Origin of the sequence: Massilia sp. DJPM01 (genome assembly GCF_030348125.1) — a bacterium.
GTDB classification, from domain to species: Bacteria; Pseudomonadota; Gammaproteobacteria; order Burkholderiales; family Burkholderiaceae_D; genus Telluria_A; species Telluria_A frigida.
The window spans coordinates 1-20,408 of record NZ_JAQOZV010000019.1 but is presented as its reverse complement, the minus strand read 5'-3'; the positions used below and the strand labels follow the sequence as shown (position 1 = coordinate 20,408).

The following is a 20,408-nucleotide window of genomic DNA, read 5'->3' as shown; positions in this document are numbered from 1 at the left end:
TTTGCCTATAGCGCAAGCGACCATTTTGCCGTACCCTGTCCCGGGCTGCGGGGCGTCCGCGCTGGCGTTGCCGCCGTCTTGCTGCCCAGTCGTCTTTTTCAGCGGCGTGTTTGCCGTCCCATGCTCACTTATCTGATTGTAATTTTATGATACGCATTGTTGTTGCCGATGACCACACGATCATGCGCGAGGGCCTCAAGCGCATCCTCGACGGCGCCCTCGACATCGATATTGTCGGGGAAGCCATCAACGGCTTTGAAGTGCTGTCGCACGTGCGCCAGGGCGGCTTCGACCTGCTGCTGCTGGACCTGTCGATGCCGGGGCGCAGCGGCGTCGACCTGATCCGCCAGATCCGCAGCGAAGCGCCCAAGCTGGCCATCCTGATCCTCACCATGCACGAGGAAGAGCAGTACGCCGTGCGTGCCATCCGGGCCGGCGCCCAGGGCTACCTGACCAAGGAAAGCGCCGGCACCCAGCTGGTGGGGGCGATCCGCAAGGTGGCCTCGGGGCGGCCCTACATCAGCACCGAAGTGGCCGAGCAGCTGGCGCTGAACATCATGACGCCCAACGAACAGTTGCTGCACAAGCAGTTGTCGGACCGCGAATTCGAAGTCTTTTCATTGTTGGTGGGCGGCAAGTCGATTACCGAGATCGCCAACAGCCTGCACCTGAGCGTGAAGACGGTCAGCACCCACAAAACGCGCATCATGCAAAAAATGGGCATGACCTCGCTATCGGAAATGGTGCAGTACGCCGTGGCCCATCGCCTGCTGTCGCCATTCAAGACGTAACAGGGGGCGAAAAGTTTTAGACACCGGCGCGATAAATTCGTGCCGAGAAACCTCAAGTAATCGCCTTTTGTACCCATCAGTAGCACGCACTCCGCCTCGCTCCCACGATCATGTTTTCACTCTGTGGATCGGCACTTCCACTAGGAATAGTCCTACAAGGGCGCGCCCTATCCTACTCCCAGATTCAGCGTTCGCTGATATCAATGCCGGGCTCGTGTTGGCATACTTAAATCCAGCGATTCGGCTTTCCTGCGGTTCATAAATTGTTCTTACGCAAGCTAGCCAGCCGTGCTGTACATCACTTTTGAAGCTCCGGTCGCAGGTCGTTCAGATCGTTGTTCAAGCCTGATACCCGCAGCCTGAAACTTCGAATTTTCCTTACCCTGGAGATGAGCATGCTGACCACGCCACCGCAAGACAACCGCAACACCCCCACGTCGACCATGCATTCCTCTCCGATGGAAGCAGGCCGGCAGCGCCAGGGCCGCCTCTGGTCCAATCTCAAGGAAGTCTGCGACCTGCTGCACATCAGCGCGGCGGTGTCGATCAACAGCGAAGAACTGCTGTTCCAGCATGTGCAATTCAAGACCGGCCAGCGCGTCCACACCATCGGCCAGGCCTTCGACACCCTCTACATCGTCAACTCCGGCTTCCTCAAGACCGTGCTCATCGACGAATTCGGCAACGAACAGGTACTCAGCTTCCCCATGAAGGGCGACATGCTCGGCGTCGATGGCATCCACACCCGCCACTACGCTTCCGAAGCGGTGGCCCTGTCCGACTGCGATCTGATCTTGCTGCCGTTCAAAAAGCTCACGGCCCTCGGCCGCGTGCACCTGGAACTGGAAAACGTCATGTACGGCGTGATGAGCCGCGAACTGGTGCGCGAACAAGCCATGATCGGCATGCTGGGCGCGCTCAGCGCGGAAGCCCGCGTGGCGCGCTTCCTGGTGTCGCTGGCCGACCGTTTCGCCGCCATGGGTTATTCCAGCAAGCTGTTCAACCTGCGCATGACGCGCCATGAAATCGGCAGCTACCTGGGCCTGACCCTGGAAACCGTCAGCCGCACCTTGTCGGCTTTCAACGAAATCGGGTTGATCACGGTCGACCAGCGCACCATCGGCATCAAGGATGCCGATGCCCTCAAGACCCTGCGCCGCCTGCCGCCATCGCGCTCGCGCGCCAAGCAGAACAGCGCCGCCAAGGCCAAGGCCGAAGCCGAACAGGCTGGCGACGCCAAGCTGCTGGCCACCACCACCGTCTGAAACGTTTCCGCCTGCAAAAACGGCGCCCTGCGGGGCGCCGTTTGCATTGCATCACACCATGTTACTGGTCGCGCGACAGCACGCCGTCCGTGATCCGGACCTTTTCGCCCACGCGCAGGCCTGGGTCGTTTTCGTACGTCACGGTCTGGGTACCGCCGTTGCTGAAGCGGATCACCACTTCGTAATGCTGGGTCTTGCGGGCATTGCGCTCGATATTGCGGCCCACATAGGCGCCGCCGACTGCGCCGGCGATCTGTGCCGCGGTACGGCCGTGGCCCTTGCCGACCTGGCTGCCCAGCACGGCGCCAAGCACGCCGCCACCGATGGTGCCGAGATAATTACCGTCGCCATTGACCTCGACCACATTGATCGCGTCCACCGTGGCGCAATTGGTGCAGTAACGCACTTCGCGTGGCGTTGGCGTGGCGGCCGCGACACGCAGCGGCTTGCCGAGGACGGCGGTCGACACGCGGCCGCCCACGCGCATGGTGGCCGTCACGGCGCTGTTCGGTGCAATCCGGTCGGCGCGGCGGATCGTATAACCGCCGCTGTATTCGCCGGGATTAACTTCCGGCAAGAAGAACACGCCACGGGTGCCGGCGATGGTCATGTCGACCTTGGCCCCCGGCGTACCGTAGACCGAAAACACCAGTTCATTGCCCGGCGTTAAATCATCATCGCCCTGCACCTCGAAGCGCGCGATACGCGGCACATCGGCGGTGCGTTCGCGGCCCTGGTTGTCGCGCGGATGGCGGCCGACGTCGCGCAACAGCGATTCGCTGAGCACGCCACTGGTGACCTGGTTACCGACGCGCAGGTTGGCGGTCACGGCGCTGCCGCCCGTGATGTTGTCGCGCCCGCCGAGGGTGTAGGTGCCTTCGTACTGGCCCGGCTCGGTTTCGGTCAGGTTCAGGTTGCGGTTGGCGCCGGCGATGCTCAGGGTCGCGCGTCCGCCCGGAGTGCCGTACAGGTTGAAGTTCAATTCCACGCCTGGCTTGAGGCGGCGCACTTCTTCCACATCAAAACCGCGGATCACCGGAGTGTAGGCGGCGGCATTGTTGTTGTATTGCTGCGCCAGTGCAGGCGCGGCCAGGGTCACGGAAAAGAGTGGCAGCGCAGCCAGGAATGCGACGCGCGATGCGACGCGCGATGCGGCGCGAAATATTGTTGTCGGTTTGATGATGATCTCCTAGGAGGTTGTTCAGCGAAGCCGGATATTTCCAGCAGTCATGTCAAGTTACGCGCAACGTATACGGGCGTCGGTGCGCTAGCGTACGCAATGCACAGCCTCGCCCGAGCTGACACACACCTGCTCCCCCGGCCCCGGTGCGACCACGAAGCCGCCCGTAAACGCGCCGAACGATGGCAGCACCATGCGTGCCGGTCCGATCAGGAAGCATGGCAGGCGCAGCGAATCGAGCCGGGTCGAGATCCGGAATACCGGATGCACATGCCCCGCCAGCACGTAGCCCGGCGCGGCGATGTCGGGATGGTGGCAAAACGAGAACGGCGCCACCGTGTGCGGCTCGTCGACCATGCCGATCGCCAGCGCCGCCGCCGGGTCGCCCGCGTGCTTGTCGTGGTTCCCGCGCACCAGGGTCAGGACCAGGTCCGGATGGCGCGCGCGCCACGCCAGCATCGCGTTCAGCGTGGCCGGGGCATGGGCGGCGCGCGCGTGCAGGAAGTCGCCCAGGAAGACGATCTCGCGGGTTTCATGCGCGGCCATCAGCGCGTCGAGGGCGTCAAGGTTCTCGGTGGTGGTCCCGCGCGGCACCGGCACGCCCTGCGCGCGGAACGAGGCCGCCTTGCCGAAGTGGATGTCGGCGATGACCAGCATCCGGCGCGCCGGCCAGTACAAGGCCTTTTCGGGCAGCAGCAAGACCGTTTCATCAGCCAGCTGCATCGCGCGGAACGTCATGGCAGGGCCGCCTTCTCCAGTTCGCGCAGCATGCGTGCCACGCGGTCCGACAGCTTTTCGGTGCTGAGTTTTTCGCGAAAGCGCTCGACCATCAGCGCAAAGCCGAACGGCGTGGCGCGTTTGACTTCGCGAAAAGCCACGCTGCGCGCATGCAGCTCGATCAGGGTGTCGCGCAGGCGCGTCAATTCCAGCTCCTGCTCCATCACCTCGCGCTGCGCCTGCGTGAGCAGCAGGTTGCCCGCATCGTGCTTGCGGAATACCTCGAAAAACAGCGACGACGATGCCTGGATCTGGCGCGTGCTTTTCGGCTGGCCCGGATAGCCCTGGAACACCAGCCCGGCGATGCGCGCCACTTCGCGGAAGCGCTGCTGCGAAAGCTGGGTCGCGTTCAGGCTCGCCAGCACGTCGTCGAGCAGCAGTTCGGTGGAAAACAAGGGCACCTCAAGCCCCGTCACGTTGGCCGACGCCGCCACAAACGCGCGCGCCCAGTCCACCGGTTCGGCCGCCAGCAGCTCGAAGCCATAATCATTGATCGCGATCGAAAACGTGATCGGCTGCACGCGCGCGATGCGGTAGGCGAACAGCGAGGCCAGTCCCATGTGCACGGAGCGTCCCGCGAACGGATACATGAACAGGTGATAGCCCTCGCGGCTGGTCATGGCCTCCACCACCAGCGTATCGATGGTCGGCAGCGCGGACCAGCGCTGCTGGATTTCCAGCAGCGGGCGGATCGCCTCCATTTCCGGACCTCGGAACTCGCCACGTGCCGCGTGGCGTAATTCTTCGAGCGCGGCGTGCGCCAGTTCCGACGACATCGGCATCTTGGCGCCCTGCCAGCGCGTCACCGCCCCGCGCGCCCCGGTGGCGCGCTTCACGAATGCGGTCATCTCGTGCACCCGGATGAACTCCAGGATCCGTCCGCCGAACAGGAAATGATCGCCCGCCTTCAGGCGCGAGATGAACGATTCCTCGACGCTGCCGATGCGCCCTCCGCTCATGTACTTCACCTGCATCGTCGAATCGGACACAATGGTGCCGATGCCCATGCGGTGACGCCGCCCCAGCGCCACGCTCGGCACGCGGTATACGCCCACGTCGTCGGCGATCACGCGCTGGTATTCCGGATACGCGGTCAGGCTTTGCCCGCCGCGCGCCACGAAATCGAGCGCCCATTGCCACTCCTCCGGCGTGAGCGCGCGGTACGACCAGGCGCTGCGCACCTCCTGGTACAGCTGTTCGGAGCGAAAGCCGCCGCCCAGCGCCACCGTCACCAGATGCTGCACCAGCACGTCGAACGGCTTGTTGGGCACCAGCCGCCCTTCGATGCGGCGCGCCGCGACAGCGTGCTTCGCGCCCGCCGCTTCCAGCAATTCCAGGCTGTGGGTCGGCACCAGCGTCACGCGCGAGACGCGCCCCGGTGCGTGGCCGCTGCGCCCGGCGCGCTGCAGCAAGCGCGCGATGCCCTTGGCACTGCCGATCTGCAGTACCCGTTCGACCGGCAGGAAGTCCACGCCCAGGTCCAGGCTGGCGGTGCAGATCACCGCTTTCAGCTCCCCCTTTTTCAAGCCGTTTTCGACCCACTCGCGCACCTCGCGGTCGAGCGAGCCGTGATGCAGCGCGATCACGCCAGCCCAGTCGGGGCGCGCTTCCAGGATGTTCTGGTACCACAGCTCCGACTGCGAACGGGTATTGGTAAACACCAGCGTGGCGTTGTATTCCTCGATCTCGTCGATCACCGGTTGCAGCATGGCGATGCCCAGATGTCCGCCCCATGGAAAGCGCGACACATTGGCGGGAATCAGGGTATCGACCCGGATTTCCTTTTTCAGGTCGCCCTCGACCAGCGTGCCCTTGCCAACGCCAAGCAGCACGTCCTGCGCCTGCGCCAGGTTGCCCATCGTGGCCGACAAGCCCCACACCACCAGTTGCGGGTTCCAGTAACGCAGGCGGGCCAGCGCCAGTTGCACCTGCACCCCGCGCTTGCTGCCCATCAGTTCATGCCACTCGTCGATGATGATCATGTCCAGGCTGGCGAACTGGGTCTGCGCCGCCGCGTGACTGAGCAACAGCGACAGGCTCTCGGGCGTGGTGATCAGCGCCGACGGCATGGCGCGCGACTGGCGCGCGCGCTCGCTTGAGCTGGTGTCGCCGGTACGCGCGCCGATCGTCCAGCCGGGCGCCAGCACCGCCGCAGACTCCTCCAGCGCGCGCTGGGTATCGGCAGCCAGCGCGCGCATCGGCGTAATCCACAGCACGCGCAGGCCGGACGCCTTGCGCTTGCCCGCCAGCGCACCGCGCAGCAGCGCCGCCAGCCATACCGCGTACGTCTTGCCGGCGCCCGTGTTCGCGTGCAGCAGGCCCGATTCGCCGGCCAGCGCGGCGCGCCACACCGCGCGCTGGAACGGGAACACCTTCCATTTGCGCTCAGCGAACCAGGCGTCGATGGCCTGCCCCATCTGGCTCTTGCTCATGAACCGGCGGCGGCCAGCAGGCCCTTGAGTGTATCGAGCGAATCGGCGTCATCGACGGTCTTGTCGTCGCGCTTGCGCAAGATGCGCGGAAAGCGCACCGCGATGCCGGCCTTGTGGCGGCTGGAGAGCGCAATGCCCTCGAAGCCGATTTCGAACACCATGGTCGGGCGCACCGAGCGCACCGGCCCGAATTTTTCGACCGTGGTCTTGCGGATGGCATTGTCGACCACCGCGATTTCGGCATCGGTCAGGCCCGAATACGCCTTTGCAAACGGCACCAGCTTGCGCTCGCCGTCCTCGCCGTCCCACAGCGCGAAGGTGTAGTCGGTGTAGAGCGAGGCGCGCCGGCCGTGGCCCGCCTGCGCGTAGATCAGCACCGCGTCGATGGTGTACGGATCGACCTTCCACTTCCACCAGGTGCCCACGTTCTTGGTGCGGCCCACGCCATACTGGGCGTCGCGCGCCTTGAGCATCATGCCCTCCACGCCGCGCGCGCGCGATTCGGTGCGCACCCTGGCCAGTTCGTGCCAGCTGGCCGCGCGGATCAGGGGCGACAACTTCAGTTGCGGCTTGGCAGTCTCGCGCACCAGCACCTCCAGCAGGACGCGCCGTTCGTGCTGGGGCAGCGCGCGCAGGTCAACGCCATCCTGCTCCAGCAGGTCGTAGGCCACCAGCAGCGCTGGCAGTTCGGCCAGCAGCCTGGCGGACAAGGTCTTGCGGCCGATGCGCTTTTGCAGGTCCGCAAACGCGGCCGGCGTGTCTTCCCCGGTCCAGATCAGCACTTCGCCATCGATGACCGTGCCCTCGGGCAGAGGCAGCGCCGCCAGCTCGGGAAAGCGTTCCGTGATCAGGTCTTCGCCGCGCGACCAGAGATAGTTTTGCGCGCCGCGCCGCACCAGCTGCGCGCGGATGCCGTCGTACTTCCATTCCACCTGCCAGTCGCCCACCTCCCCCAGTCCTTCCGGCTCGCCCTGCAACTGGTGCGCAAGGAAGAAGGGATAGGGCTGGCCGCCGCGCAGTGTGTGCTCATCGTCCGACTGGGCGGCGATCAGCTGCAGGAAGCCGGCCGCCGTGGGCCGCACACTGCCATCGGTCCAGCCCATCAGGCGCTGGGCAATCAGCTTGCTGTCGACCGCCGCCAGCGAAGACAGCGCGCGCGTGACCAGCAGTTTCGACACGCCGACCCGAAAGCCGCCACCGATCAATTTGGTCAGCAAAAAGCGTTCGCGCCAATCGAGTTCGTTCCAGAACCCGAACAAGGCCGTGCGAATGGTGGCCGGATCGGCGCCGCGCAAGGGACCGATGCGCTCCTGCATCCACTCGGCCAGGCCGATGTCGCTTTGGCGCCCGGGCGGCGGCAGGATGTGGGCGATGGTTTCGGCCATGTCGCCGACCGCGTTGTACGACTCCTCGAACAGCCACTCGTCGAGCTGCGCGTAGTCGATGGCGTACTGGCGCAGCAGCTTGCTCGGCACGGCCTGGCGCGGCTTGCCGCCAGCCAGGAAGTAGACCGCCCAGGCAGCGTTGTCGGGCGCCGCGCTGCCAAAGTAGGCTTGCAGCGCCTCGAGCTTGCGGTTGGTGGCGGTGGTCTCGTCGAGCTCGGTGTACAGGCGGGCAAACTCACGCATCCGTCACCTCGGGCGTCCCATAGGGCGTCCCATAGGGCGTCCCATAGGGCGTCCCATAGGGCGTCCCATCGGGCGTCCCATCGGGCGTCCCATCGGGCGCGGGATCGGCCACCGGCGCCGCCGCTTCCACGGCTTCGTCCTCGTCGCCGTATTCGGTATCGAAACCCGAGGCGTCCAGGCCCACCTGGCGCAGCCAGCGCACCATGATGGGAATCGAGCCGTGGGTGACGATCACGCGTGGCGCCCCGGTGGCGCGAATGGCCGTCATCAGGCCGGGCCAGTCGGCGTGGTCGGACAGCACGAAGCCGCGGTCCACGCCACGCCGGCGGCGCGCGCCGCGCAACTGCATCCAGCCGCTGGCGAAGGAATCGCTGTAGTCGCCGAAGCGCTTCATCCAGGTGGAATTGCCCGCCGATGGCGGCGCGATCACAATCGAACGCTTGATGGCCGCCTTGTCAACCTGGGTCACCAGCACGGTGGGCGGCAGGGCCACGCCGCCTTCGCGGTAGACGCGGTTGATCGGTTCGGCCGCACCGTGGCAGATGATGGTGCCGATCGATGGATCGAGGCCGGACAGGATGCGCTGTGCCTTGCCGAACGAGTAGGCGAAGACCACGCTGGCACGGCCCTGGTCGGCATTCTTGCGCCACCAGCGATTGATGTCGTCGAAAATTTCCTGCTCCGGTTGCCAGCGGTAGATCGGCAGCCCGAATGTCGATTCAGTGATGAAGGTATCGCAGCGCACCGGCTCGAAAGGCGCGCAGGTGCGGTCCGGTTCGACCTTGTAGTCGCCGGAAGCGACCCACACTTCGCCGCGATGCTCCATGCGCACCTGGGCCGAGCCAAGCACGTGACCGGCCGGATGCAGCGAGACCGTCACGCCGTTGTGCACGATGCGCTCGCCGTATTCGAGGCCGTCGATGTGGATGTCGCCCAGGCGCGAGCGCAGCACATTCACGCCGCCGGCTGCCGACAGGTAGTGGCCGTGGCCGACGCGCGCGTGGTCGCCATGCGCGTGGGTGATCACGGCGCGGTCCACCGGCCGCCACGGGTCGATATAGAACTGCCCAGGGACGCAAAACAGTCCCTCCTTGCGTACCACTACCATGTCCGACATGCGTGCACTCCTATGTTTTTCTCCTCGCGCCGCCGGACGGCGCTGACAGTCAGACCGCTGCTCAGGCGACTTCCACGTAATCGGCCAGGAAGGTCTTTTCGCCATGTTCGGGGAAGACGATGGTCACCTGGTCGCCCGCCATCGACACCACCGTGCCGACGTCGAACCTGGGCACGCGCACCTGGGTACCCGGTTCGAAACGCGGCGCGGCCGGGACGGGTTCGGGATCGCGCTCGAATTCGTCGTCGCGGATCTCGATCTCGGCCACCGCCGGCGGATTGAGGCAGTTATCGCAGCGGCAGCATTTGTCGAAGCCCTCGACTTCATCCTTGAAGTAATCGAGCAGCACCTTCCAGCGGCAAAAGCCACTCACCGCGTACGACACCATCTGCGCCAGCGATTCGCGGTCGCGCTCCTGCTTGCGCGCGTAAATGGCGGACAGCTCCTCGAACAGGCCGGCGCTGGCTTCTTTCGGCGTCACGATGTAATCGAGCTTGCGGTTCTGGCGCAGCAGCTTGCCGTCCTTGAGCAGCTTGAGGCAGATTTTCAGCTTGCCCGATGCCAGTTCGTCCAGTTCACCGTTCACGCGCTCGAAACTGACCTTCTCTTCCTGACCCATCGCGCACACGGTGTCGTAGAGCGCTTTCAGGTCGTTCGCAGTCGGGTAGTGCTTCACGAGGAAGAACTGCTGCAGGCGCTTGTCGTCCTGGAAGTACAGCAGGGTGCACTCGGCGTCGAGCCCATCGCGCCCGGCGCGGCCGGACTCCTGGTAGTAGGCTTCCAGGTTGGCAGGCAGCTGCAAATGCAGCACGAAACGGGTATCCGGCTTGTCGATGCCCATGCCGAACGCGTTGGTGGCGACCATCACGCGCTTTTCGCCGGACATGAATTCATCCTGGTTGCGCTTGCGCACAGCCGCAGGCAGCTTGCCGTGATAGAGCGTGGCGCTTTCGCCGGCATTGACCAGGATGGCGAGCATCTCTTCGGCCGCCTTGACGGTGGCCGCGTAGACGATGCCCACGCCCTGCGAGGCCTGCACATAGTCCAGCGCGCGCGCATAGCGCTCGTCGTTGTTGGTGACCTGCGCCACGCGGTAATGCAGGTTGGGACGGTAAATGCCCGTATTGACCACGTTCATGCGCGCGCGGCCAAGCTGGCGGGCGATGTCGGTCACCACGTCGTCGGTCGCGGTGGCGGTCAGCGCCAGCACGGGCGGGCGTTTCAGGGCATCGATGGCGGCCGCCATGTCAAGGTAAGCGGGGCGGAAATCGTGGCCCCACTGCGAAATGCAATGAGCTTCGTCGATCACCAGCAGCGCCACCTCGATCTGCCTGAACGCGTCGAGGAAAGATGGCATCGACAGCCGCTCCGGCGTGCAGAACACGATTTCGTGAACGCCGCTGCGGATGCCCTCCATGGCCGCGTCTTCCTCTTCTCGCGTCAGGCTGCTGTTGACCTGCACGGCAAGCACGCCAAGTGCGTCGAGCTTTTCAAGCTGGTCTTTCATGAGCGAAATCAACGGCGAGACGACAATCGTCGTCCCTTGCAAGATGCGCGCTGGAATCTGGTAGCACAGCGATTTACCGCTGCCGGTCGGCATGATCGCGAGCGTATCCTTGTCGTCGAGAACGCTGTCGATCACTTGTTGCTGGCCATCCCGCAAACTCTCCACCCCAAAAATCGAGCGCAGCAGTTTGTTGATGGTATGGCGGCGGACGGCGCGGGCGCCGTTATGCAGGAGTTGTTGGTTGTGAGTAGTCATGGCACGACTTTATGGCGCACGCCAACGGTTCACCATAGGACGCCGCCTACATTTTTCGTAGGATAATGGCAACAGCGAAACTGGCGAGCCAAAGTCCTACATGTCGTCGGACGTTTTGCCGATAGTTTCCACAGAGAACATTGACTAAGATGATCACATACCGAAAGCAATTCTCTTAACGCACGACCGGAGGACATCATGATGCGCTTATTTCCACTGACTTGGGCTGCCCTGCACGTCGCCCTGGCTAGCGCCGCAACGTATTTGTTGTGCTCCACCGATGTGTTAAGCGGTACCGCGGCGGCCTTGTTCTTTCATTAAACCGGTGCACGCTCCATGCGCTGCGCCCCTGGCGTGCGCCTGGAGCCGCCGCAAGCGTCACGACTGACCTTCCCTTCCCTTCGCCGCATCAGCTTTTCGCCGCCAGGAATTTGACCAGATACGGTGCGGTGCGGCTGCGTTTCTCGCGCGCCAGCACGGCCGGCGGCCCTGAGCACACCACCTTCCCGCCCGCGTCCCCGGCGCCCGGACCGATATCGATCACCCAGTCGCTGGCGGCCACCACCCGCATCGTGTGTTCGACCACGATCACGCTGTTGCCCGCTTCGACCAGCCGTTCCAGCTGCACCAGCAGCTTGTCGACGTCGGACGGATGCAAGCCGGTGGTCGGTTCGTCGAGGACATACAGCATGCTGCCGCGCGCGGCGCGCTGTAATTCCGTAGCCAGCTTGATGCGCTGCGCCTCCCCGCCCGACAGCTCGGTGGCCGGCTGGCCGAGGCGCAGGTAGCCCAGGCCGACATCGCGCAGCACCTCCAGCGAACGCGCCACCGGCGCTTCCTGCGCGAAGAAGGCGGCGGCGGCATCGACCGTCATGGCCAGCACCTCGGCGATATTCTTGCCGTTGTACGTCACCTCCAGCGTTTTCGCGTTGTAGCGCGCGCCGTTGCAGGTCGGGCATGGCGCGTACACGCTGGGCAGGAACAGCAGTTCGACCATGACCTGTCCCTCGCCTTCGCAATGCGTGCAGCGTCCCTTGGCCACGTTGAACGAAAAGCGGCCCGCGTCGTAACGCCGCGCGCGTGCGGTGCCGGTGGCGGCGAACAGCTTGCGCACATGGTCGAACAGGCCGGTGTAGGTGGCCAGGTTGGAACGCGGCGTGCGCCCGATCGGCTTCTGGTCGACCCGCACCAGGCGCAAGATGCGCTCCATGCCCGACACGATGCGCCCCTCGATGGCAATGATCTCTTCGTGTTCCGGCTCCTCGGCTTCGTCGGCCTGCGCCGCCTGCGGCTGGCCGAGCGCGGCGCCCACCAGTTCCACCAGCGCCTGGCTGACCAGGGTCGATTTGCCCGAGCCGGAGACGCCAGTCACGCTGGCCAGCACGCCGAGCGGCAGGTCGATATCGAGGCGGTCGAGGTTATTGCGGCTGACGCCTTCGAGACGCAGCCAGGCGCCTGGCGTGCGTGGCGTGCGCGGCGCCGGCGGGTCGGCCGCGAACAGATAGCGGCGCGTGTGCGAAGCCTCGATATGGCGCAGGCCATCGGGCGGGCCGCTGTACAGGACATGGCCGCCCTGCTCGCCCGCCTCGGGGCCGACGTCGACAATCCAGTCGGCGTGGCGGATCACGTCGAGCGCATGTTCGACCACGAACAGCGAATTGCCGGCCGCCTTGAGCAGGGCCAGCGCGGTGAGCAAGGCTTCGGTATCGGCCGGATGCAGGCCGGCGGACGGCTCGTCGAGCACATACACCACGCCGAACAGGTTGGAGCGCACCTGAGTCGCCAGGCGCAGGCGCTGCAACTCGCCCGGCGACAGGGTCGGCGTGCTGCGTTCGAGCGAGAGGTAGCCCAGGCCCAGCGCCAGCAGCACGTCCAGGCGCGCGACCAGGTCTTCGGCGATGCGGCGCGTAACGATGGTTTTTTCGGGATGCAGCGCCGCCGCCCTGGCATTGCGCGGCGCGCTGCCATCGGCGAAGGGCCGCAGCAGTGTCGACAAGCGTTCCAGCGGCAGGCGCGAGATGTCGGCGATGTCCATGCCCCCAAACGTCACCGACAGCGATTCCTGGCGCAGGCGCTTGCCGCGGCATAGCGGGCATTCGGCGCTGACCATGTAGCGCGCCACGCGCTTTTTCATCGAGGCGCTTTCGGTGCTGGCAAAGGTGTGCAGCACGTAGCGGCGCGCACCCGTGAAGGTGCCCTGGTAGCTCGGCGTTTCCTTGCGCCCCAGCGCCGCGCGCACCTCGTCGGGCGTGAAGCCCGCGTACACCGGCACGCTGGGCTGCTCGTCGGTGAACAGGATCCAGTTGCGCACCTTTTTGGGCAGGTCGCGCCAGGGCCTATCCACATCGTGGCCGAGCGTGACGAGGATATCGCGCAGGTTCTGGCCGTGCCAGGCGGTGGGCCAGGCGGCGACGGCGCGTTCGCGGATGGTCAGGCTGTCGTCGGGGACCATCGATTGTTCGGTGACCTGGTACACGCGGCCCAGCCCATGGCACTCGGTGCACGCCCCTTCCGGGGTATTCGGCGAAAACGATTCGGCGTACAGGAGCGGCTGGCGCGCCGGATAGTCGCCGGCGCGCGAATACAGCATGCGCAGGGAATTGGACAAGGTGCTCACGCTGCCGACCGACGAGCGGGTGGTGGGCGAGCCGCGCTGCTGCTGCAGGGCGACGGCGGGCGGCAAGCCGTCGATATCGTCGAGGTCGGGCACCGGCATCTGGTGGAACAGGCGGCGCGCGTAGGGCGATACCGATTCGAGGTAGCGCCGCTGGGCCTCGGCGTACAGGGTACCGAAAGCGAGCGAGGACTTGCCCGAGCCGGACACGCCGGTGAACACGACCAGTGCGTCGCGCGGAATGTCGACATCGACGTCCTTGAGATTATGCTCGCGCGCGCCGCGCACCTGGACGAAGCCGGGCCGGGCCAGCGCTGCGATGGCGTGGGCGTCGCCGTTTTTCTTGCGCATGGGGAGCTGCCGATGATATGCCAGCCGCCATTACACCCCCGCCAGCCTCGGCCGACCGTACGCTGCCACACAAAAATTGATCGGTGGCATGCGTAAACGCCGCTCATCGACGAAAAAAAACCGCAAGGCGCGCAGCCCGGCGGTTTTTTTGCACAGCAAGCCGGATCGGCTTAGCGGCGCGTACCGACCACTTCCACCGTCACGCGGCGGTTCTTGGCGCGGCCTTCGGCCGTTTTGTTGTCGGCCACCGGCTGGGTTTCGCCCTTGCCTTCGGTGTAGACGCGCGCGGCGTCGACGCCCTTCGACACCAGGTAAGCCTTGACCGACGCGGCGCGGCGCAGCGACAGCTTCTCGTTGTAGGCGGCGCGCCCGATCGAGTCGGTGTGGCCGACCGTGATCATGACGTCCGCATCCATGCCTTGCAGCTTGGTCAGCAGCCCATCGAGCGATTCCTTGCCCGCCGGACGTAGCACGGCGCTGTCGAAGGCAAACGCGGCTTCGGCCGAGAAGGTGGTTTTTTCGGCGACCGGTTTCAGCGGCTTGGCTGGTTCAAGCTGTGGCTGGGCCGCTTCCGGCGCCACGGTCGGCACCACTGGCGCCGCTGCCGGCGCAACCGGTGCCGGTGCGGCCTTGGCGGCCGGACGGCCGATCTTGTAGACCAGGCCGAACGAGAACAGATCGACATCGCCACGGTTGCCCACGGCATCGTTGACGCGGTAGCGCTCGACTTCGCCGCGCAAGGCCAGCGCTTCGCTGAACTTGTATTCCAGGCCCAAGCCGGCCTTGGCGTTGAGCTTGCGCTCGCTCGGGCTCGGATTGGTCACCGCGAACAGGCGGTTACCATTGAAGCGCGTGCTCGCCTTGGCATAGTTCATGCCAGCACGGCCGAATACCGAGAAGCGCTGCGACAGCGGCACTTGCGCCACCAGGTCCAGATTGGCGCCACGGAAACCGGCTTCGCCGTTGAGTGTGCCGTTCTGGGTGGTGGTCGACTTGAAGCTGAACTTGCCCAGGTCGAAGAAGCCGGCCTCGACCGCGAAGTACTGGTTCAGCTGCTTGCCGACGTACAGCTTGTAGCCGACATCTTTCTCGTCCGCGTTGAACGAGTTCAGGCCGGCGCCGTTGGCGGTCAGGCTGCGGATCAGGCGCACGTCGTCGATGTTGGCGCGCGACTGGCCGATGTTGCCACCCACGTACCAGGCGCTGTTGGCCCACTCCGGGTTGATGAAGACGTCGTCCGCCGCCATTGCCTGGCCAGCGACCAGGGCGCAGCCAATGGCGCCCATGAGGCCCGCTTTTTTAGTAAATGTCATTGCTCTCTCTCGAAAATTATTTTTATTTGGTGATCTTGTTGTTGCGCAGCGTTACAGCCTTGCCGCTCAGCAAACGACCGTTCAACACCGTCGCGCCGTCGCCGACCGTGATGTCTTCGCCACGGCTCAGGATTGTTCCCTTGAACGCGCTGTTGGCGCCCAGGGTGGTCGCTTCGACCGGCACCCAGAACAGATTGTCGGCGCGTGCACCGTTGGTCAGCTCAATGCTGGAGTTGGCCATCGTGGTCAGCGTCGACTTGGCGCGGAAGATGTAGGTACCGTTGCCGCTCAGGGTCAGTTTGCCGGTCAGGCTGATCGCGCCGGAATAGCAGTACACGCCAGGCTGGAGCACCAGTCCGCCGAGGTCGATGCCGGCGTCGGACAGGATGGCGCAAGGACGGTTGTTGGCATTGATCACGGCCACTTGCAGATCTTCATATGGACCACTCAGCTCGAAGCCGGACTTGACGTTGCGAAAGCCGATAGGCTGCGGCGGTTCGACATTCTGGACGGGCGCACCGACGTCACCGGTCACCAGGGTGGTGCCGCCAGCGTTGTTGGTGATGGTGGTCACTGCCAGCACGGCAAATTCGCGCGCGCGGCCAAGGCCGATGCCGCCATCGGCAGGCACGTCAATGACGGGTGGCGTCACCACTGGCGGGGTGGTCACTGGCGGCACCACTGGCGGCACCACTGGCGGCACGACCGGTGGCACCACTGGCGGCACGACTGGTGGAACGACTGGCGGAACGACGGGTGGAACCACCGGCGGCGGGTCGATAATCAATGCCGGGGTGACGGTCAGCGCGCCGGTGGCGCTCTTGTCGCCCGAGGTGGCCGTGATCAGGGTATTGCCAACGGCAACGCCGGTCGCGCTGCCCGAAGCGGCAACGGTAGCGATGGCGGTGCTGCCCGAAGCCCACTTCACGTCATTCGTGACGACGGCGGTCGAACTATCGGAATACGTGGCGATCGCGGTGAACTGCTGGCTGGCGCCAACGCGCACGCTGGCAGCGGCCGGGGTGACCGACAGGCCGCTCAGGCTGATGACCACAGGCGGGTTGACCGGTACTTGTGCGTTGACCACCAGGGTCGCCGCGCCGGTTTTGGCACCGAAGGCGGCGGTGATGGCGGCGCTGCCAGGGGTCAGGCCGGTGGCCAGGCCGCTGGACGGGGTGACGCGGGCGATGGTCGGCGAGGCCGAGGCCCACACCGACACATCGGTCACGTTGCGCGAGGTACCGTCGGCATAGCTGGCGGTTGCGGTGAATTGCTGGCTGGCGCCGGTCAGTACGGTGGCCGTTGGCGGCGTGACCGTGACGCTGACCAGTTCCGCAGCCGGCAGGCCGAGAATCGGATCGCGGCCGTGGTCACTGCTACCGCCGCACGCTGCCAGCAGGGACGCGGCCAGCAGGCCGGTCGCGCATAACAGGGTTGTTGTATATTTTTTAATGTTCATCAAAGCATCCTTGGGAATGAAAATTTCTTGCCGCTACGAAGCGTATTCAACACTATTCTCCTACGCATCAGGGTCTTCTGTGCGTCAGCGAACATAACGACTTAAAGATTGGCAACATTGTACTAAAACGCAACGGGAAAGTCCTGCGCGCCCCTTTGCATGCCTTGGTCGGGCAAAAAACGGGGCCGGTGGCCCATTCCACGTTCCTGCTGCCCCTGCAACCGTTGCCATTCCTGCAAAGGGGTCACTGCAAAGGGGTCAGACCCCGGTCACATGCCACGGCGTCTGCCCCCGGTCAGGTCATGCAAACACATGCAAATGCAAAGGGGTCAGACCCCCAAATGCAAAGGGGTCAGACCCCGGTCACATGCCACGGCGTCTGCCCCCGGTCAGGTCATGCAAACACATGCAAAGGTCATGCAAAGGGGTCTGACCCCCATGCAAAGGGGTCTGACCCCGGTCACATGACCCCAGTGCAAAGGGGTCTGACCCCACAAATGCACGGTCAGGTCATGCAAACACACATGCAAAGGGGTCTGACCCCGGTCACATGACCCCAGTGCAAAGGGGTCTGACCCCGCAAATGCAAAGGGGCCTGCCCCCGGTCAGGCAACGGTTGCTGGAGGCACTTTACTTATTGACGCTGCGGGTGCCAACGACTTCCACCGTCACGCGGCGGTTCTTGGCACGCCCTTCGGCCGTCTTGTTGTCGGCAACCGGCTGCGATTCGCCCTTGCCTTCCGTGTACACGCGCGCCGCTTCCACGCCTTTCGAGACGATGTAGGCCTTGACCGCTTCGGCACGGCGCATCGACAGCTTCTGGTTGTAGGCATCGGTACCCACCGAATCGGTATGGCCGACCGTGACCATCACTTCGGTATTCATGCCTTGCAGCTTGCCCAGCAGGTCGTCGAGCGCAGCCTTGCCTTCCGGCTTGACCACCGACTTGTCGAAGTCGAACAGCGCTTCTGCGGCAAAGGACACTTTTTCCGATACGGCAACCGGCGCGGCTGGCGCTGGCGCAACGGGGACCGGCGCCGGTGCCGCCGCGACTGGCGCAGGCGCCGCCATCGGCTCGACCGGCGCCGGCCGGCTCGCTGCGGGACGGCCCAGCTTGTACACCAGGCTCAGCGATGCCATATCGACATCGCCGCGATTGCCGACGGCATCGTTGACGCGGTAGCGTTCAACTTCGCCGCGCAGGGCCAGCGCTTCGCTGAATTTGAATTCCAGCCCCACCCCGGCCTTGGCATTGAGCTTGCGCTCGCTCGGGTTGGGATTGGTCACCGCGAACAGACGGTTGCCGCTGAAGTGCGTGCTGGCCTTGGCGTAATTCATGCCGACCCGGCCCAGTACCGAAAAGCGGTCCGACAGCGGCAACTGCGCCACCAGATCCATGTTGACGCCACGGAAACCGGCTTGGCCGACCAGCCGGCCATTCTGGGACGTGCTCGCATCGAAGCCGAATTTGCCCAGGTCGAAAAAGCCTGCCTCGACCGCGAAGTAGCGGTTCAGCTGCTTGCCGACGAACAGCTTGTAAGCCAGGTCGCGCTCGTCGACCTTGAAGGAGTTCAGGATGGCGCCATTGGCCGTCAGGCTGCGCGTCAGGCGCTCATTGTCGATATTGGCGCGCGATTGGCCGATCCCGGCACCGATGTACCAGGCGCTGTTGGCCCACTCCGGGTTGACGAAGGGCTCGTCGGCCCGTGCGGCCTGGCTCGCCAGCAGGGCGCAGCCGATGACGCTCAGGGCGCCGATGTGTTTTGCTAATGTCATGATGTGCTTTCAAAAAATGGAAGTCGGCCTGGGGCGGATTATTTGCTGATCTGGTTATTGCGCAGAGTGACCGCGGCGCCGCTCAGTACACGGCCGCTCAACAGGCTCGTGTTGTCGCCGACGGTAATGGCGGCGGACTGGCTCAAGATCGATCCCTTGAAGACGCCGTTCGCGCCCAGGGTGGTCGGGCCGGCCGGAATCCAGTACAGGCTGCCGTCCGATGCGCCGCCGGTCAGCGCCACGATGGCATTGGCCGTGCTGTTGAGCGTCGAGGCAGTGCGGAAGATGTAGACACCAGGACCGTTGAGCGTCAGCGTGCCGGTGATGCTGATGGCGCCGGCATAGCAGTACACGCCCGGTGTGAGCACCAGCCCGCCAAGATCGACACCCGACGCCGAGCTGACAGTGCAGGTCTGGCTATTGGCGCTGGTCACGGCAATTTGCAAGTCTTCCAGTGCACCTGCCAGGATCGCGCCGGAGCTGTAATTCGCGTAGCCGGCGGACTGGGTTGGCGCGGTGGTTTGCGATGGGGCACCGACGTCGCCGGTGACCAAGGTGGTGCCGCCGGAATTATTGGTGATCGAGGTACCGGCGAGCACGGCAAAGCTGGCGGCGCGGCCCAGGCTGATATCGGTAGCCGGCGGTACGACTGGTGGCACGACTGGCGGCACCACCGGTGGAACGACCGGTGGCACGACTGGCGGCACGACCGGTGGTACGACCGGTGGTACGACTGGCGGTACGACTGGCGGAACGACTGGTGGCACGACCGGCGGCACGACTGGCGGCACGACCGGCAACGCGGTGACCGTCAGGACGGCGCTGGCGGTTTTGCCGCCGCCGGTGGCGCTGATCGCAGTGGTGCCGGCAGCAACGCCGGAGGCCATGCCGGACGCCGCGATCGTGCCGCTGGCGTTCGTGGCCGAGTTCCATGTCACCGCATTGGTGATGATGGCGGTCGAGTTGTCCGAGTAGGTGCCGATCGCAATGAATTGCTGGGTCGCTCCCACGGTAATGGACGCAGTCGCCGGCGTGACCGCAATGGACGACAGGGTGACCACCGGCGGTGGCGGCGGCAACGGTGTCGTCACGGCCAGGGTGGCGGCACCGGTCTTGCTGGAAAAAGTGGCGGTGATGGCAGCGCTGCCGGCAGTCACGCCGGTGGCCAGGCCGGTGGCGGGGGCCACGCCGGCGATCCCGGGCGAGGCGGACAGCCAGGCCGAGGTCGACGTCACGTCGCGCGACGACCCATCGGCGTAAGTGGCGGTGGCGATGAACTGGCGCGTTTCAGCGGTGAGTACCGTGGCGTTGGCTGGCGTGACGGCGACGCTGACCAGGGCCGCGGCCGGCTGGCCCAGGATCGGGTCGCGTCCCTGGTCCCCGCCGCCGCCGCAGGCGGCTAATAGGGAAACGGCGAGCAATCCCGCGGCGCAGATGAGTGCCCTCGCGTGTGTGGTAATTTTCATTGTGGTTCCTTGGTTGTGAGCGTATAGCCGGAAAGCAGCGACGTCAGTCACTATTGCCCTTTAACACCCTCAACTCCGTTCGCCACCGCACATAGCCTTTTAATCGTGGAAATATCCATTACCGCAGCAACACACTCATCCGTAAAATCGGCATAGGGGGCGGCGAATGGCCGCTCCCCTGCCACACCACCCGGCATGCATGCGGGTCCGCACCGGGCGGTTCGAGTAGTTGAGGTCAGGAGGTGGGATCAAGTATCGGTTGCAGCACCTGTAGCAGTGCTTGCTGGATCAGGCGATCCGTCACCGTCGGGATGCCAAGCTCGCGCTCGCCACCGTCCGGCTTCGGGATCGTCACCCGACGTACCGGCTCAGGCCGATACGCCCCTGCCAGCAGTTGTTTACGGATGTTCGGCCATTCGGTCGCCAGAAGGCGTGAAGTCTGGTTGATATCCAGTCCATCCACGCCCGCTGCTCCCT

The 20,408-nt window shown here is 65.0% G+C and carries 13 protein-coding genes and 1 pseudogene; 2 read left to right on the top strand and 12 right to left on the bottom strand.

All coding sequences use genetic code 11. From position 1 onward, the window contains the following. Window positions 1-146: 146 nt before the first annotated feature. Both PO883_RS14150 and PO883_RS14145 read left to right on the top strand, forming a co-directional pair. On the top strand, window positions 147-791 hold the full coding sequence (locus PO883_RS14150) for a response regulator transcription factor (RefSeq protein WP_054263975.1): 645 nt from the start codon (window positions 147-149) through the stop codon (window positions 789-791). 458 nt (window positions 792-1,249) lie between these two features. Then, entirely contained in the window at window positions 1,250-2,056 is an 807-nt protein-coding gene (locus PO883_RS14145) for a Crp/Fnr family transcriptional regulator (protein ID WP_289310398.1), read from the top strand. A gap of 61 nt (window positions 2,057-2,117) precedes the next feature. On the opposite strand, the gene PO883_RS14140 is transcribed toward PO883_RS14145, so the two are convergent. The 12 genes and pseudogenes from PO883_RS14140 to PO883_RS14085 form a co-directional block, all read right to left on the bottom strand. After that, entirely contained in the window at window positions 2,118-3,155 is a 1,038-nt protein-coding gene (locus tag PO883_RS14140; protein ID WP_289310345.1) for a glycine zipper 2TM domain-containing protein, read from the bottom strand. A 168-nt stretch (window positions 3,156-3,323) separates the two neighbouring features. Then, the gene (gene pdeM, locus PO883_RS14135) at window positions 3,324-3,974 is read right to left on the bottom strand and encodes a ligase-associated DNA damage response endonuclease PdeM (RefSeq protein ID WP_289310344.1); all 651 of its coding nucleotides are present in this window, start codon (window positions 3,972-3,974) and stop codon (window positions 3,324-3,326) included. Then, window positions 3,971-6,445, bottom strand: a complete 2,475-nt coding sequence (locus PO883_RS14130; RefSeq protein WP_289310343.1) for a ligase-associated DNA damage response DEXH box helicase — start codon at window positions 6,443-6,445, stop codon at window positions 3,971-3,973. Before PO883_RS14130 ends, pdeM begins: the two co-directional genes overlap by 4 nt. Continuing rightward, a complete protein-coding gene (locus PO883_RS14125) occupies window positions 6,442-8,073 on the bottom strand; it encodes an ATP-dependent DNA ligase (protein WP_289310342.1) in 1,632 nt (543 codons plus the stop codon). Before PO883_RS14125 ends, PO883_RS14130 begins: the two co-directional genes overlap by 4 nt. Further along, window positions 8,066-9,190, bottom strand: a complete 1,125-nt coding sequence (locus PO883_RS14120) for a ligase-associated DNA damage response exonuclease (protein WP_289310341.1) — start codon at window positions 9,188-9,190, stop codon at window positions 8,066-8,068. Before PO883_RS14120 ends, PO883_RS14125 begins: the two co-directional genes overlap by 8 nt. A gap of 61 nt (window positions 9,191-9,251) precedes the next feature. Further along, on the bottom strand, window positions 9,252-10,952 hold the full coding sequence (locus PO883_RS14115) for an ATP-dependent DNA helicase RecQ (RefSeq protein ID WP_289310340.1): 1,701 nt from the start codon (window positions 10,950-10,952) through the stop codon (window positions 9,252-9,254). 409 nt (window positions 10,953-11,361) lie between these two features. After that, window positions 11,362-13,917 carry an excinuclease ABC subunit UvrA gene (locus PO883_RS14110; RefSeq protein ID WP_289310339.1) on the bottom strand — a complete coding sequence of 852 codons (2,556 nt, stop codon included), beginning with the start codon at window positions 13,915-13,917 and terminating at the stop codon, window positions 11,362-11,364. Window positions 13,918-14,087: 170 nt separating this feature from the next. Beyond that, complete coding sequence (locus tag PO883_RS14105) at window positions 14,088-15,230, bottom strand: OmpA family protein (protein ID WP_289310338.1); 1,143 nt, start codon at window positions 15,228-15,230, stop codon at window positions 14,088-14,090. 22 nt (window positions 15,231-15,252) lie between these two features. Then, window positions 15,253-16,689: an ice-binding family protein gene (locus PO883_RS14100; RefSeq protein WP_289310337.1), complete on the bottom strand. Its 1,437-nt coding sequence runs from the start codon at window positions 16,687-16,689 to the stop codon at window positions 15,253-15,255. A 630-nt stretch (window positions 16,690-17,319) separates the two neighbouring features. After that, window positions 17,320-18,465: an OmpA family protein gene (locus PO883_RS14095; RefSeq protein WP_289310336.1), complete on the bottom strand. Its 1,146-nt coding sequence runs from the start codon at window positions 18,463-18,465 to the stop codon at window positions 17,320-17,322. A 38-nt stretch (window positions 18,466-18,503) separates the two neighbouring features. Continuing rightward, the gene (locus PO883_RS14090; RefSeq protein WP_289310335.1) at window positions 18,504-19,931 is read right to left on the bottom strand and encodes an ice-binding family protein; all 1,428 of its coding nucleotides are present in this window, start codon (window positions 19,929-19,931) and stop codon (window positions 18,504-18,506) included. Window positions 19,932-20,175: 244 nt separating this feature from the next. Continuing rightward, window positions 20,176-20,408: pseudogene (locus PO883_RS14085) on the bottom strand (group II intron reverse transcriptase/maturase); the annotation flags it as partial.

Bases quoted from the DNA above. Each gene is read 5' to 3' on its own strand.
- PO883_RS14110 (WP_289310339.1), bottom strand. From the start codon at position 13,917: ATGCGCAAGAAAAACGGCGACGCCCACGCCATCGCAGCGCTGGCCCGG.
- PO883_RS14115 (WP_289310340.1), bottom strand. From the start codon at position 10,952: ATGACTACTCACAACCAACAACTCCTGCATAACGGCGCCCGCGCCGTC.
- PO883_RS14145 (WP_289310398.1), top strand. From the start codon at position 1,250: ATGGAAGCAGGCCGGCAGCGCCAGGGCCGCCTCTGGTCCAATCTCAAG.
- pdeM (WP_289310344.1), bottom strand. From the start codon at position 3,974: ATGACGTTCCGCGCGATGCAGCTGGCTGATGAAACGGTCTTGCTGCTG.
- PO883_RS14150 (WP_054263975.1), top strand. From the start codon at position 147: ATGATACGCATTGTTGTTGCCGATGACCACACGATCATGCGCGAGGGC.
- PO883_RS14100 (WP_289310337.1), bottom strand. From the start codon at position 16,689: ATGAACATTAAAAAATATACAACAACCCTGTTATGCGCGACCGGCCTG.
- PO883_RS14130 (WP_289310343.1), bottom strand. From the start codon at position 6,445: ATGAGCAAGAGCCAGATGGGGCAGGCCATCGACGCCTGGTTCGCTGAG.
- PO883_RS14105 (WP_289310338.1), bottom strand. From the start codon at position 15,230: ATGACATTTACTAAAAAAGCGGGCCTCATGGGCGCCATTGGCTGCGCC.
- PO883_RS14120 (WP_289310341.1), bottom strand. From the start codon at position 9,190: ATGTCGGACATGGTAGTGGTACGCAAGGAGGGACTGTTTTGCGTCCCT.
- PO883_RS14090 (WP_289310335.1), bottom strand. From the start codon at position 19,931: ATGAAAATTACCACACACGCGAGGGCACTCATCTGCGCCGCGGGATTG.
- PO883_RS14095 (WP_289310336.1), bottom strand. From the start codon at position 18,465: ATGACATTAGCAAAACACATCGGCGCCCTGAGCGTCATCGGCTGCGCC.
- PO883_RS14125 (WP_289310342.1), bottom strand. From the start codon at position 8,073: ATGCGTGAGTTTGCCCGCCTGTACACCGAGCTCGACGAGACCACCGCC.